This is a genomic window from Streptomyces sp. NPDC017095, assembly GCF_044332325.1.
Classification (GTDB): domain Bacteria; phylum Actinomycetota; class Actinomycetes; order Streptomycetales; family Streptomycetaceae; genus Streptomyces.
This window is the reverse complement of the sequence record NZ_JBIROU010000009.1, coordinates 69,167-81,430: the sequence shown is the minus strand read 5'-3', so window position 1 is coordinate 81,430 and position 12,264 is coordinate 69,167. Positions and strand designations below refer to the sequence as shown.

The 12,264-nt window shown below is 74.0% G+C and carries 13 protein-coding genes; 6 read left to right on the top strand and 7 right to left on the bottom strand.

Annotated elements, in window-relative coordinates; genetic code table 11:
• Positions 1-38: 38 nt before the first annotated feature.
• Complete coding sequence (locus tag ACH4OA_RS19285; RefSeq protein WP_397969903.1) at positions 39-929, bottom strand: menaquinone biosynthetic enzyme MqnA/MqnD family protein; 891 nt, start codon at positions 927-929, stop codon at positions 39-41.
• 287 nt (positions 930-1,216) lie between these two features.
• On the opposite strand from ACH4OA_RS19285, the gene ACH4OA_RS19280 reads away from it, so the two are divergent.
• The gene (locus ACH4OA_RS19280) at positions 1,217-1,420 is read left to right on the top strand and encodes a cold-shock protein (RefSeq protein WP_016645643.1); all 204 of its coding nucleotides are present in this window, start codon (positions 1,217-1,219) and stop codon (positions 1,418-1,420) included.
• A 104-nt stretch (positions 1,421-1,524) separates the two neighbouring features.
• On the opposite strand, the gene ACH4OA_RS19275 is transcribed toward ACH4OA_RS19280, so the two are convergent.
• Positions 1,525-2,091, bottom strand: a complete 567-nt coding sequence (locus ACH4OA_RS19275) for a helix-turn-helix domain-containing protein (protein ID WP_397938424.1) — start codon at positions 2,089-2,091, stop codon at positions 1,525-1,527.
• Positions 2,092-2,159: 68 nt separating this feature from the next.
• Here ACH4OA_RS19275 and ACH4OA_RS19270 point away from each other — a divergent pair, with 68 nt between their 5' ends.
• From ACH4OA_RS19270 to ACH4OA_RS19260, 3 genes are all read left to right on the top strand, one after another.
• Positions 2,160-2,861 carry an AzlC family ABC transporter permease gene (locus tag ACH4OA_RS19270; protein WP_397969902.1) on the top strand — a complete coding sequence of 234 codons (702 nt, stop codon included), beginning with the start codon at positions 2,160-2,162 and terminating at the stop codon, positions 2,859-2,861.
• Entirely contained in the window at positions 2,858-3,172 is a 315-nt protein-coding gene (locus ACH4OA_RS19265; protein ID WP_397969901.1) for an AzlD domain-containing protein, read from the top strand. The genes ACH4OA_RS19270 and ACH4OA_RS19265 overlap by 4 nt, the downstream gene beginning before the upstream one ends.
• A gap of 412 nt (positions 3,173-3,584) precedes the next feature.
• A complete protein-coding gene (locus ACH4OA_RS19260) occupies positions 3,585-4,787 on the top strand; it encodes a glycoside hydrolase family 64 protein (RefSeq protein ID WP_397969899.1) in 1,203 nt (400 codons plus the stop codon).
• On the opposite strand, the gene ACH4OA_RS19255 is transcribed toward ACH4OA_RS19260, so the two are convergent.
• Positions 4,784-6,394, bottom strand: coding sequence for a serine/threonine-protein kinase (locus ACH4OA_RS19255; protein ID WP_397969897.1), 1,611 nt, complete (start codon positions 6,392-6,394; stop codon positions 4,784-4,786). The genes ACH4OA_RS19260 and ACH4OA_RS19255 overlap by 4 nt on opposite strands.
• Positions 6,395-6,477: 83 nt before the next feature.
• On the opposite strand from ACH4OA_RS19255, the gene ACH4OA_RS19250 reads away from it, so the two are divergent.
• On the top strand, positions 6,478-7,107 hold the full coding sequence (locus tag ACH4OA_RS19250; protein ID WP_397969895.1) for a class I SAM-dependent methyltransferase: 630 nt from the start codon (positions 6,478-6,480) through the stop codon (positions 7,105-7,107).
• A 55-nt stretch (positions 7,108-7,162) separates the two neighbouring features.
• Here ACH4OA_RS19250 and ACH4OA_RS19245 read toward each other — a convergent pair whose 3' ends face one another.
• Positions 7,163-9,100 (bottom strand): AMP-dependent synthetase/ligase, encoded by a 1,938-nt coding sequence (locus tag ACH4OA_RS19245; RefSeq protein WP_397969893.1) that lies wholly within the window; start codon positions 9,098-9,100, stop codon positions 7,163-7,165.
• A 233-nt stretch (positions 9,101-9,333) separates the two neighbouring features.
• On the opposite strand from ACH4OA_RS19245, the gene ACH4OA_RS19240 reads away from it, so the two are divergent.
• A complete protein-coding gene (locus ACH4OA_RS19240; RefSeq protein ID WP_365878659.1) occupies positions 9,334-10,215 on the top strand; it encodes a MaoC/PaaZ C-terminal domain-containing protein in 882 nt (293 codons plus the stop codon).
• On the opposite strand, the gene ACH4OA_RS19235 is transcribed toward ACH4OA_RS19240, so the two are convergent.
• The 3 genes from ACH4OA_RS19235 to ACH4OA_RS19225 form a co-directional block, all read right to left on the bottom strand.
• Complete coding sequence (locus ACH4OA_RS19235) at positions 10,212-10,862, bottom strand: TetR/AcrR family transcriptional regulator (protein ID WP_397969891.1); 651 nt, start codon at positions 10,860-10,862, stop codon at positions 10,212-10,214. The genes ACH4OA_RS19240 and ACH4OA_RS19235 overlap by 4 nt on opposite strands.
• 256 nt (positions 10,863-11,118) lie before the next feature.
• On the bottom strand, positions 11,119-11,421 hold the full coding sequence (locus ACH4OA_RS19230) for a DUF4229 domain-containing protein (RefSeq protein WP_365877996.1): 303 nt from the start codon (positions 11,419-11,421) through the stop codon (positions 11,119-11,121).
• 129 nt (positions 11,422-11,550) lie between these two features.
• Entirely contained in the window at positions 11,551-12,201 is a 651-nt protein-coding gene (locus tag ACH4OA_RS19225; protein ID WP_397969889.1) for a UdgX family uracil-DNA binding protein, read from the bottom strand.
• Between the last annotated feature and the right edge of the window lie 63 nt (positions 12,202-12,264).

Sequence of the window (12,264 nt, the reverse complement as noted above, 5' to 3'; positions counted from 1 at the left end):
CCGGCCCCCTCCCCCGCGCACCGGCGTCCGCGGGATTCCTACCCGGTGTGCCCGGAAACCGTGCGCGCCGCCTCCTCCGGGCGGGGCGTCAGCAGCTCCACCCGTACGTCCGCCGGGAAGCCGGTCGTCGGGCCGACGCGGCGGGCGAACTCGGCGACGGCCGCCAGCTGCGGGCCGCCGAAGCTGAAGTCGAGGGTGGTGAAGTAGCGGGCGAGGGTGGCCTCGTCGAACGCCTCCCAGCGGGCGGCCTGTTCGGCGACCTTGCCGACCTCCTCCAGGGAGAGGTCGCGGGAGGCGAGGAACGCCTCGTGGACCTGGCGGGTGAGGACGGGCTCGCGCTCGGCGTACTCCCGGCGGGCCGCCCAGACCGCGAAGACGAACGGCAGGCCGGTCCACTCCTTCCAGAGCGCGCCGAGGTCGTGCACGTGCAGGCCGTAGCGCGGGCCGTCGAGGAGATTGGCGCGCAGCGCGGCGTCGCCGATGAGGACGGCGGCCTCGGCCTCCCGCATCATCAGGCCGAGGTCGGGCGGGCAGGTGTAGTAGTCGGGCCGTACGCCGTAGCGCTCGGCCAGCAGCAGCTGGGCAAGCCGGACCGAGGTGCGGGAGGTGGAGCCGAGGGCGACCCGGGCGCCGTCCAGCAGGTCCAGGGGCACCTGGGAGACGATCACGCAGGACATCACGGGGCCGTCGCAGCCGACGGCGATGTCCGGGAAGGCGACCAGGTCGTCGGCGTTGCGCAGGAACTCGACCAGGGTGACCGGGCCGATGTCGAGGTCGCCGTGCACGAGCTGCTCGCTGAGCTTCTCCGGGGTGTCCTTGGTCAGCTCGAAGTCGAGGAGCGTGCCGGTTCTGGCGAGCCCCCAGTACAGGGGCAGGCAGTTCAGGAACTGGATGTGGCCGACGCGCGGCCGGGTGCGGGAATTGTCCACATCGCGAGACTAGCCCCGGGGCCGTGCGGCGCCGGGGGCGGTCCGCCCTCCGAACGACCTAACGGTCCTTCAAACATCCGAGTGAAGTGATCTTGACCTCTCTTGCATTCGGCGGTCCGGATGCTAGGCTTGCTCGCAAGTTGCAGTTTGGTTTCCCTTGCAGTACAGAGCCTGCGGAGCATGTAACCGCAGGCTCTCGTCGTTTTCAGAAGTATGCAGTCGTGCAGCACCGTTTCGCACTTGCAGGTTCTGGAGCAGGGCAACCCTTTTGAGCCCAAGGAGGGCTTATGGCTACCGGAACCGTTAAGTGGTTCAACGCCGAAAAGGGCTTTGGCTTCATCGCCCAGGAGGGCGGCGGCCCCGACGTCTTCGTTCACTACTCCGCGATCAACGCCAGCGGCTTCCGCTCCCTGGAGGAGAACCAGGCGGTGACCTTCGACGTCACGCAGGGCCCGAAGGGCCCGCAGGCGGAGAACGTCACCCCCGCCTGATCACCGCCTGATCGCAGAACCTGAGTGCAGTACCCAAGGAGCCCCGCGCCGGCAGGCGACGGGGCTCCTGCCTTTTCCCGTTCATTCACCGTTCACGCACTGCCTCAGACGTGCTGCATGACCAGCACGAACTTCGTCCCGGCCGCGAGCGCCTCGTAGGAGTGCGGCACGTCTCCCCGGTACGTCATGTAGTCGCCGGGTCCGAGTTCGGCGCTCTCGCCGCGCGGCCCGGCTTTCACCGTGCCCTCGGTGACGACGAGGTGCTCCACCGTGCCGGGAATATGCGGCTCCGAATCCCGGACGGTGCCCGGTTCCAGCCATACGTAATAAATGTCCCGGCGGGCTCCCGGCGGGCTCGCCGAGAGCAGCGTGGCCACATAGCTGGACCGCTCCGAGCCGACCACGGGCCCCTCGCCGGCCCGGACCACCCGCACGCTCGGCACGGGCGGCTCCACCAGCGCGCTGAACGGCACGCCGAGCGCGACCGCGAGCGCCCAGATGGTCTCCATGCTCGGGTTCCCGCTCGCGGCCTCCAGCTGGGACAGCGTGGACTTGGCGATCCCGGCGCGTTTGGCCAGCTCGGACAGGGACAGCCCGGCACGGCCGCGCTCCCGCTTCAGGGCGGCGGCGATCCATTCCAGGGGGAGCCGGGCGGGGGTGGCCTCGGACATGTCGTTCGCTCCATCGGTACGATCGTACGGTTTGACGAACAGTGCGTTCACTGTCCATTCTAGAAAACATGCGTTCGGTACAGCGAACAACGGCGGCGGGCACGAGCACCTCGCTCCTGCGGGACAGCTCCCTCGTCTGGGCGGCCAGCGGTGTCGTCGGCGTGTCCTTCGGCGCGGTGGCGGTCGCCGGCGGGCTGCCGGTGTGGGTGCCGGTGGTGATGTCCCTGCTGGTGTACGCGGCGTCGGCCCAGTTCAGCGCGGTGGGCGTGCTGCTCGCCGGCGGTGGTCCGGCGGCCGCCGTGGCCACGGGCCTGCTGCTCAACACCCGGACGGCGGCCTTCAGTCTGGCGGTGGCCGAAAGCCTCGGTCCCGGCCGGGCGCGCCGCTTCCTCGGCGCCCACCTGGTCACGGACGAGACGGCGGCCTTCGCACTGGCCCAGCCGGACCCGGTGCGGCGGCGACGGGCGTTCTGGATATCCGGGCTCGGCCTGTTCGCCGTGTGGAACCTCGGCGTGCTGGCCGGGGCGCTGGCCGGCGGCGCGCTCGGCGACACCGCCCGCTACGGCCTGGACACCGCGTTCCCCGCCGTCCTGGCCGCCCTGGTCCTGCCGGCCCTGCGCGCGGAACCGGCGCTGCGGCGGTGCGCCCTGCCCGGTGCCGCGCTCGCCCTGGCACTCACGCCCGTCGTCCCGGCCGGGGTGCCGGTCCTGTGCGCCCTCGCGGGCCTGGCCCTCCATCGCCGTCCGGCCGCGCCGGGAGCCGCCGCGTGAACGCCACCGTCGTCGTGATCCTCGCCCTGGCCGCCGGCACGTACGCCTTCCGGCTGGTCGGCCCGGTGCTGCACGGCCGGGTCGCGGTCCCGGCCCGGGTGCAGGAGCTGGCCTCGGCGGGCGCGGTGGTGCTGCTGGCCGCACTGCTGGCCACGGGCGCGCTGACCGAGTCCGGCGGTTTCGCGGGCTGGGCCCGGCCCGCCGGGGTGCTGGCCGGCGCGGTCCTGGCCTGGCGCCGGGCCTCGTTCGCGGTCGTGGTGCTGGGCGCGGTGGTGACGACGGCGCTGCTGCGGCTGGCGGGCGTGGCGTAGGGCCCGTCGTCCGGAGACCCGCCGGGCGCACGGAAAGCCGTCGGCAGGCCGGATCCGGCCCCTGTGTGGTCCTTCACGGCCCTGTGCGACCGTTGTGCGCGCATGCGGCCACATCGACGGAATTGACCATTCCGCCGGGCGCCGCCCACCAAGCCACCTCGCTTAAGCGAGGCTTAACCGCTGCTTAAGCGGCCTTGACTCTCGACCCTGCTTCCCCAAGTAACCCCAGCTCAGGCCGATTTGAGGGCGCGGCGGACCGGTTGGCCGGAGCACCGGCCGTGCGTACTATCGGGGTCCCCCGCGGCTCCCCCGCGGCCGAGAGAGCGCTCTCACGAGGTTGACTGCGCCTCCTCGTCCGCCCTTCGCCGCGCGGGCGGAATCAGGCCACCCCCCACAGACAAAAGGCACCCACATGACACCCCGTCACCAGCGCAGTCTCACCCGCCGCAAGCTGCTCACCGCCCTGGGCGGAGCGGCGGTGGCCGCACCCGCCGTCGCGGTCCTGGGTCCGCGCGCCCTCGCCGGCACGCGGGACACCGCCGCCGGGGCCGCCGCGGCGGGCGCGCTCCCGCTGACGATCGTCAACAACAGCGGCTCGTTCGGCAACGGCTCGGTGCACGTCTACATCGTCGGCAACCAGGACGGGAAGCAGGTCCGGGTCACCCCGGACGGCACCCTGGCCCCGATAGCCCTGTCCGACAACGGCGCGGACGGCTTCACCGACTACGCCCTCTCCCTGCCCGCGAGCGGGGAGGCCACCTTCACGCTCCCCTACATGTCGGGCCGCATCTACGTCTCGCTCGGCGAGAAGCTGAAGTTCAAGGCGGTCACCGACGGCAACGGCAACGCGGCCCTCCAGTACCCCGCCGGCTGGGTGACCTCCGACCCCAGCTACCGCGTGCTGCACGACTGCGCCGAGTTCACCCACAACGCCTCGGGCATGTTCTGCAACACGACCATGGTCGACATGTTCAGCGTGCCGATGAGCATCCGGCTGACCGGGACCAAGGACCAGACCACGGGCACCCTGCGCGACGGCGGCCGGGCCGCGGTGTTCGACGCGGTCAGGCAGGTCGCCGAGTTCGCCCCGCTGGCCGTGGACGACCTCCGGGTGATCGCTCCCGGACACGGCCTGGACGCGGGCCTGTTCCCCAAGGACTACCTCGCCCCCTACATCGACCAGGTGTGGAGCGCCTACACCGGCAAGGACCTCACGGTCACCACCAACGCGGGCACCTTCACCGGCCGGGTGCGCGCCGACCGGTTCGCCTTCGGCGGTCCGGCCCAGGTCTCCTTCGGCAGGCCGTCCACCCGTGACGTCCTCTTCTGCGACGGCGCCCTCGCCGCGCCGAACGACGGCACCACCGGCCCCGTCGCCGCCGTCCTGGGCGCCGGTTTCAACCGCTCCACCCTGCTGAGCGACCCCGCCCAGCCGGTCACCGACGCCTCGGCCTTCTACCGGACCGGCCTCACCAACCACTACGCGAAGGCCGTGCACGCGGCGACCCTGGACGGCCGGGCCTACGGCTTCGCCTTCGACGACGTCGCCGACTACGCCTCCTACATCCAGGACACCGCGCCCACCGGCATCCGGCTGACCCTGACGCCGTTCTAGGCCGCGTGCCGCCAGATCGTCAGGTCCCCCTCCAGGAAGGCGGCTTCCGGCACCGCGGTGGACTTGGTCTGGACGACGAACAGCGCGATGTCCCCGGACGGGTGCCGGATGCAGAACTCGCTCCCGGCCGCCGCGGCGGACAGCGTCCAGGTGTGCTTGGTGGCGTCCTGGAGGATCAGCCGGCACTCGTCCAGGGTGGTGCCGTGTCCGCCGAAGATCTGCACGAACACGCTGCTGTCGCTCTTCAGTTCGCAGCCGATCGTCGCGCAGTCGAAGCGGAGGTCGCCCTCGCCATTCTTCGGCTTGCCGTCCGGGTCCGCGAAGCTGACCGGCTTCTTCGCGTCCAGGTACAGCCCCGGATAAGCGTCGGTCCGCGGCCGCGACGGCGCGGCCGAGGGAGACCGGGCCACGCCCGGCGCGGCGCCGCCGCCCGATCCCGGGGAGGATTCCCCGGCACCGGAGGAGGCCGCGGAGCCCTTGGCGTCCGTGCGGTTCCCGGCGGACGCGGACGCGGTGGACCCGCCGGCCGCGCCGCGCGCGCCGGGTCCGCCGCGTGCGTCCAGCACCGTCCAGGCCAGCAGCACCGCCAGCAGCACGCCGCCCGCCACACCGGCGGCCGACAGCAGTGCCGTCCGCCGTCGCCGGGCCGTGGGCTGCCCGGTGGGCCGCCCCGGGTGCCCGGCCAGCGGCCGCGGCACCACCCGGGTGGGTTCGGGCACCGGCCCCGGGACCACGACCTCGGGCCCGGTGATCTCCCGCCACCCGGCCGGGCCGGTGTCCGCGTCCAGCCGCCGGCCGCACCACTCCACGATCTCCGCCGGGGTCGCCCGCCGGGCCGGGTCGGCGGCCAGGCACCGGGCGAGCAGCGGGCGCAGCGGCTCGGGCAGCAGCGCGAGGTCGGGCGCGGAGTGCACGATCCGGTACAGCACGTTCACGGCCGGGCCGTCGCCGTACAGCGGTCGGCCCAGCGCCGCGAACGCGGCCGTCTGCCCGAGCGCGAACACGTCGGTGGCCGCCGTGACCTCGTCCCCGGACGCCTGCTCCGGGGCCATGAAGGCGGGCGTGCCGATGGTGCCGCCGGTCGCCGTGTACGAGGTGCCGTCGGCGGCCAGTGCGATACCGAAGTCGATCACCCGCGGTCCGTCCGCGGCCAGCAGCACGTTCGACGGCTTCAGGTCCCGGTGCACGATCCCCTCGGCGTGGACCGCCTGCAACGCCTCGGCCACGCCCGCCATCAGCCGCAGCACCGCCGGTACCGGCAGCGGGCCGTGCCGGGCCACCGCGTCCGTCAGGGACGGCCCCGGCACGTACAGCGTGGCCAGCCAGGGCGACGGAGCGTCCGGGTCGGCGTCGATCAGCTCGGCGGTGTAGGCGCCCCGGACCCGCCGCGCCGCCCGGACCTCGCGCCGGAACCGCCGCCGGAAGTCCGGGTCGTCCGCCAGCTCCGGCCGTACGACCTTCAGCGCGACGGGACGGCCGCCCTTGGTGTGGGCCAGATAGACCCGGCCCATCCCGCCCGCGCCCAGCCGGGCGGCCAGCCGGTAGCCCCCGACCTCGTGCGGATCGCCGGCCTGGAGCGGCTGGAAAACCTCCGCCGTCTGACTCATCGGCCCTGTACCCCCCTGTGCAGCGTCGGCCAACACCGGCAGCCTAAGCCGAGCGCCGGTGCGGTCCGCTACGGTCCCTCCTCATGACCGACACCCGGACCTTCTACGACACCGTCGCCGAGGACTACGCCGTCCACTTCGCGGACCCGCTCGCCCACCGGCCCCTGGAGCGGGCCCTGCTCGCGGCGTACGCCGAACAGACCGGCCCGCACGGCCGGGTCGCCGACCTCGGCTGCGGCCCCGGCGCGGTCACCGCCCACCTCGCCGGGCTGGGCCTGTCCGTCTTCGGCCTCGACCTGTCCGCGTCCATGGTCGCCATCGCCCGCCGCGAGTACCCCGCGCTGCGGTTCGAGCAGGGGTCGATGCGCACGCTGTCCCTGGCCGACGGGTCCCTGGCCGGGGCCGTGTCCTGGTACTCCACCGTCCACACGCCCACGGAGGAACTCCCGGAACTGTTCGCCGAGTTCCACCGTGTGCTGGAGCCCGGCGGGCGGCTCCTGCTCGCGTTCCAGGTCGGTGACGTGCCGCTGCGCCTGGAGCGGCCCTGGGACCGTGACGTGTCACTGGACTTCCACCGGCGCCGCCCCGGACGGATGGCCGAGTTGCTGACCCAGGCCGGCTTCGACGTCCGCTCCTGCACGGTGCGTGAGCCCGAGGAGGCGCACGGGGAGTCGACGCCGCAGGCGTTCCTTCTCGGCCGGAAGCAGGACTGACCCCGCGCGCCGAGGTCGGCGACGCCTCGGGTGGCGGACGCGGCGAGCCGTGCCGTCAGCACTCGTACAGGGCTTCCACCTGCGCCGCGTAGTCCCGCAGGATGCGGTCGCGGCGCAGTTTCATCGACGGGGTGAGGTGGCCGTCCTGCTCGGTGAAGTCGGCCGGGAGGACGGCGAAGCGGCGGATGGACTCGGGGCGGGAGACCAGCTTGTTGGCCTCGTCCACCGCCCGCTGGAGGACGGCCCGCAACTCCGGGTCGTCGACGAGGAATTCCGGCGGCACCGGGTGCTTGCCGATCATCTGGCGCCAGTGGGTGATGCCGTCCGTGTCGAGGGTGAGGAGCGCGGCGACGTACGGGCGGCCGTCGCCCACCAGGATCGCCTGGGAGATCAGCGGGTGCCGGCGCAGCCAGTTCTCCAGCGGGGCCGGGGCCACCGACTTGCCGCCCGAGGTGATCAGCAGCTCCTTCTTGCGGCCGGTGATGGTCAGATAGCCCTCGTCGTCCAGCTCGCCGAGGTCGCCGGTGGCCAGCCAGCCGTCGCGGGTCGCCGGGACGACGCCGCCCGCCTGCGGGTCCCAGTAGCCGCGCAGCACATGGTCGCCGGCGACGAGGATCTCGCCGTCCGCCGCGATCCGCACCCGGGTGCCGGGCAGCGGCCAGCCGACCGTGCCGAGGCGGGGCTTGAGCGGCGGGGTGACCGTGGTGGCGGCGGTGGTCTCGGTGAGGCCGTAGCCCTCGAAGATCTCGATGCCCGCGCCGGCGTAGAACGCGGCGAGGGGCCGGCCGAGCGGTGAGCCGCCGCTGATCACCTGCCGGACCCGGCCGCCCATCGCGGTGCGGATACGGCGGTAGACGAGCGGGTCGTAGAAGGCGCGCTGGGTCTTCAGGGCGCGGCCCGGGCCGTCGCCGGTGCCGGTCTGGGCGGCCTCCAGCGCCTCGCCGTAGCGCTGGGCCACGGCCGCCGCCCGGTCGAAGACCGCCGCCCGGCCGCCCGCCTCCGCCTTGGCGCGCGCGGAGTTGTAGATCTTCTCCAGCATGTACGGGATCGAGAGCAGGCAGGTGGGCCGGAAGGCGGCCAGGTCCGGCAGGAGGCGGTCCGGGGCCAGGCTGGGCGCGTGGCCGAGGCGGACCCGGGCGCGGACGCAGGCGATGGCGACCATCCGGCCGAAGACGTGGGACATGGGCAGGAAGAGCAGCACGGACGGCTCCACGTCCCGGGGTCTGAAGACCGGCTGGAGCAGCGCGACGGCGTTGTCCACCTCGGCGAAGAAGTTGCCGTGCGAGAGGGCGCAGCCCTTGGGGCGGCCGGTGGTGCCCGAGGTGTAGATCAGCGTGGCGAGCGTGTCCGGACCGAGCATGCCCCGGCGCACGCCCACCTCCGCGTCCGGCACCGCGGCGCCCGCGTCGGCGAGCCGGGCCACGTGCTCCTTCTCCATCACCCACACATGGCGGACGTCGGGCAGGCGCGGGAGTTCCGGGCCGAGCGCGGCGGCCTGCGCGGCGGTCTCCGTGACCAGCGCGACCGCACCGGAGTCGTGCAGGATCCAGCGCGTCTGGAAGACGGAGGAGGTGGGGTACACCGGGACGGTGACCAGCCCGGCGGCCCAGGCGGCGAAGTCGAGCAGCGTCCAGTCGTAGGTCGTCCGGGCCATCACGGCGATCCGGTCGCCGGGCACCAGGCCCTCGGCGATCAGCCCCTTGGCCACCGCCTGCACCTCGGCGGCGAACCGGGCGGCCGTCACGTCCGTCCAGCGCCCGCCGGGGAGTCTGCGGCTGAGGACGACCTTGTCCGGGGCCGCCTCCGCGTTCTCGTACGGCAGGTCGGCGAGCGAACCGTGGGTGACCGGGGGCGCGAACGGCGGCACCGACGCCTCCCGGACCGCGCCGTCCAGCCGCCGCACCACGGGCGCCACGAGAACCGGGCGGCCGTCGTAGTCGGTGGCGGAGACGTGCCGGCCGGGGGCGGAGGCGGTCGGGTGGGACGTGGACACGGGCGGCTCCTGTGGCGTTGCGTGCACCGGCGGCGGCCCCGGTGCGGGCAGGGTTACCGCTGGTCAGGCAGGTGATCGTACGGCTCCGCTGTGAGGGGATCGTGCGGGTTCAGCGGTGGTCCGGGGCCGGGGATGTGCAGCCTCCGGGGTTGCGCGGACGGCACTTACCTCCGGTAACTTTACTTCAGAGTAAGCACGGTGGACCCGCCGCCGCCTCGGCCCCACGGAGCCCGATGAACGCCGTCACCCTCGCCGCGCCGCCGGCGCTGGGCCCGCTGCTGCTGCGAGGCGCGCTGTGGGCGCCCTTCAAACGGCCGGCGCCCGGCGCGGCGTACCCGCACACCCGGCTGCTCCTGCCCGGCGTGCGGATCGACCTCGCGCGGCTGGCCGCCTACGAGCGGGTCTGCGGCTATCCGACCGGCGCGGCGGGCCTCCCGGTCACCTACCCGCACGTCCTCGGCTTCCCGCTGGCCATGCGGCTGATGAGCCGCCGGGACTTCCCGCTGCCGCTGCCGGGGCTGGTGCACACGTCGATCGGGATCCGGCGGATGGCCGCGCTGCCCGCCGACGCGGAGTACGAGGTCTCCGTGTGGACCGAGGGCCTGTCCGCGCACCGGCGGGGCACCGAGGCGACGGTGGTGACCGCGCTGTGCTCCGGCGGCCGGCCGGTGTGGTCCTCCCGCAGCACCTACCTGGCCCGGCACGGCACGGCACGGCCGGACGGCGGCCCGCACGGGACCCCGGCCGCCGCCGGCCGCACCGGAGCCGCCCGCGTGGCCGGCGGGGCGCTGCCCGTGGTCGCCGAGTGGCGGCTCGCCGGTGACGTCGGCCGGCGGTACGCCGCCGTGTCCGGCGACCGCAACCCCATCCACGTCCACCCGCTCACCGCCCGCCCGTTCGGCTTCCGCCGGGCCATCGCGCACGGCATGTGGACCGTCGCCCGCTGCCTGGCCGCCCACGGCAGCCCGGACGCCGCCGAGGTCCGGGCCCGCTTCCGGGCACCCGTACCGCTCCCGGGCACCGTGGTCTACGGCGCGGACGGCGGCGGACGGTTCGAACTGCGCGACGGGCGGGGGCGCGTGCACCTGGACGGCGAGGTCCGGGACGGGCGTTAGGGCTGGTCCGGCGGGGGCGTCCAGACCTGGCCCGACATCAGGCTGGCCAGGCCCGACCAGGCGAAGTTCATCAAGGTGGCCGCGGTCTGGCGGGCGGTGACGCCCGGTGTGGCGTTGGCCCACGCGGCGAGCGCCTCCGCCGCGCCGACCAGCGCCTGGGCGAGGCCGGCCACCTCGCGCTCGGGCAGACCGGGATCGCGGTGGGCCTCCCGGGCCACCACCACGACCAGCCGGGTCACGAACGCGACCAGTTCCGCGCGCATCGCCGCGACCTCGGACGCGAACGGCTCGCCGTGCGTGCGGGCCTGGAGGTGCAGCACCGCCCAGCCGTCGGGATGCTCGGCGGTGTGCGCGAAGAACGCCCGCAGGCCGTCCCAGAGCTGCCGGTCGGCGGGCAGGTCCTCGCCGACGCCCGCGCGGACGGCCGCGGTCAGCGCGGCGGCCTCACGGCGGATGCAGGCGGTGAAGAGGTCTTCCTTCGAGTTCAGGTACAGATACACCAACGGCTTGGACACGCCCGCGAGTTCGGCGATCTCGTCCATCGACGCGGCCCGGTACCCGCGCCGGCCGAAGACGCGTACGGCGGCGTCGAGCATCTGCCGCTCCCGCACCGCCCTCGGCATCCGTTTCGTCCTGACCGCACCCATGGGGCAAGACTAGTGGGGCCCCGGACCGGGCCCCTCGCCGACGACGACGACCACCTCGTCCGCGGCCGACCAGAGCCGCCGCTCGGCCTTGTGCGGGTTGATGCGCAGGCCGTAGCCCGGACTCGGCAGCGCGTCGCCGTGGTCCCGGTAGCCGATGGCGCACTCGCCCCGGCGCCAGTACCGGACTCGGGCACCGACCGGAGTCCGGCCGGGGAAGTTCGCCCGGCGTTCATCCCATCGGGTCGCCGGGTCGGTGCTAGGCGGCGGCGCCGCCCCGGGTCCGCGCCGACTCGTCGGCCAGGTCCTCCTGGGTGCGGTTGGCGTCCAGGTTCGCCTTCATCCGGTCGACCTTGTGCACGATCCGCACCGAGGCGCGGTCCCGCTCCTTGCGCAGCACCACCCAGCTGATCGGCGCCGAGAGGACCAGCGAGAGCAGCAGCACCCAGAACGGGTTGGAGTCGCCGAAGCCGCGCGGGAAGATGCCCGAGTAGACGGCTCCCCAGACGATCACGAGGCAGCCCGCGAAGATACCGAGGCGCATCAGCGTGTAGCGGAGCATCTCAATCCACCCGTCCGAATCCAAAAAGGGTCATCGTCCAGTGAAGCACGCCCCCTGGACGATCATGCAAGGGGGTCGCGCCCCGGGGACCCCGGGGACGCGGACGGCCCGCCCTCCTCGCGCGCTCGCTCAGCCGAGGGCCCGCACGGCCACCTCCAGGTCCGCCACCAGCCCGCGGTACGCCTGCTCGCGGTCGTCCGCGCGCAGCACGGCCGACGGGTGCACGGTGGGCACCAGGCGCTCCGGGCGGCCGTGGATCTCCTCCTCCAGCACGGTCCCGCGCACCTGGGTCACCCGGAACGAGGAGCCCAGCAGGGCCTTCCCGGCGGTCGCGCCGAGGATCACGATCAGCTCCGGTCCGACGAGGGCCAGCTCGGCCGCGAGCCAGGGACCGCAGGCCGCCGCCTCCCGCAGGGTCGGCGCCTTGTGGATGCGGCGCTTGCGGGGGCCGGCCCGGGTGAACTTGAAGTGCTTGACCGCGTTGGTGACGTACGCGTCCGCCGGATCCAGGCCGGCGTCCGCCAGGGCGCGGTCGAGCAGCTTGCCGGCCGGGCCGACGAACGGTCTGCCCTGGCGGTCCTCCTGGTCGCCGGGCTGCTCGCCGACGAGCATGAGGCGGGCGCCGGGGCGTCCGGTGCCGAAGACCGTCTGGGTGGCGTCCCGGTGCAGGGGGCACCCGCGGCAGCCCTCGGCGGCCCGGCGCAGGGCCCCCAGATCGGCCCCGGCGGGCACGAAGGGCTCCGCCGTGTAGGCGTCCTCGGGGGACTCGGTGGCGGCCATGCCCCCTGGGTACCCCCGGGCCGCGGCGGGCAACGCACCGGTCCGGGCGCCGTCCGCCGGGTC

Bases quoted from the DNA above. Each gene is read 5' to 3' on its own strand.
- ACH4OA_RS19280 (WP_016645643.1), top strand. From the start codon at position 1,217: ATGGCTACCGGAACCGTTAAGTGGTTCAACGCCGAAAAGGGCTTTGGC.
- ACH4OA_RS19275 (WP_397938424.1), bottom strand. From the start codon at position 2,091: ATGTCCGAGGCCACCCCCGCCCGGCTCCCCCTGGAATGGATCGCCGCC.
- ACH4OA_RS19270 (WP_397969902.1), top strand. From the start codon at position 2,160: ATGCGTTCGGTACAGCGAACAACGGCGGCGGGCACGAGCACCTCGCTC.
- ACH4OA_RS19260 (WP_397969899.1), top strand. From the start codon at position 3,585: ATGACACCCCGTCACCAGCGCAGTCTCACCCGCCGCAAGCTGCTCACC.
- ACH4OA_RS19255 (WP_397969897.1), bottom strand. From the start codon at position 6,394: ATGAGTCAGACGGCGGAGGTTTTCCAGCCGCTCCAGGCCGGCGATCCG.
- ACH4OA_RS19250 (WP_397969895.1), top strand. From the start codon at position 6,478: ATGACCGACACCCGGACCTTCTACGACACCGTCGCCGAGGACTACGCC.
- ACH4OA_RS19240 (WP_365878659.1), top strand. From the start codon at position 9,334: ATGAACGCCGTCACCCTCGCCGCGCCGCCGGCGCTGGGCCCGCTGCTG.
- ACH4OA_RS19235 (WP_397969891.1), bottom strand. From the start codon at position 10,862: ATGGGTGCGGTCAGGACGAAACGGATGCCGAGGGCGGTGCGGGAGCGG.
- ACH4OA_RS19230 (WP_365877996.1), bottom strand. From the start codon at position 11,421: ATGCTCCGCTACACGCTGATGCGCCTCGGTATCTTCGCGGGCTGCCTC.
- ACH4OA_RS19225 (WP_397969889.1), bottom strand. From the start codon at position 12,201: ATGGCCGCCACCGAGTCCCCCGAGGACGCCTACACGGCGGAGCCCTTC.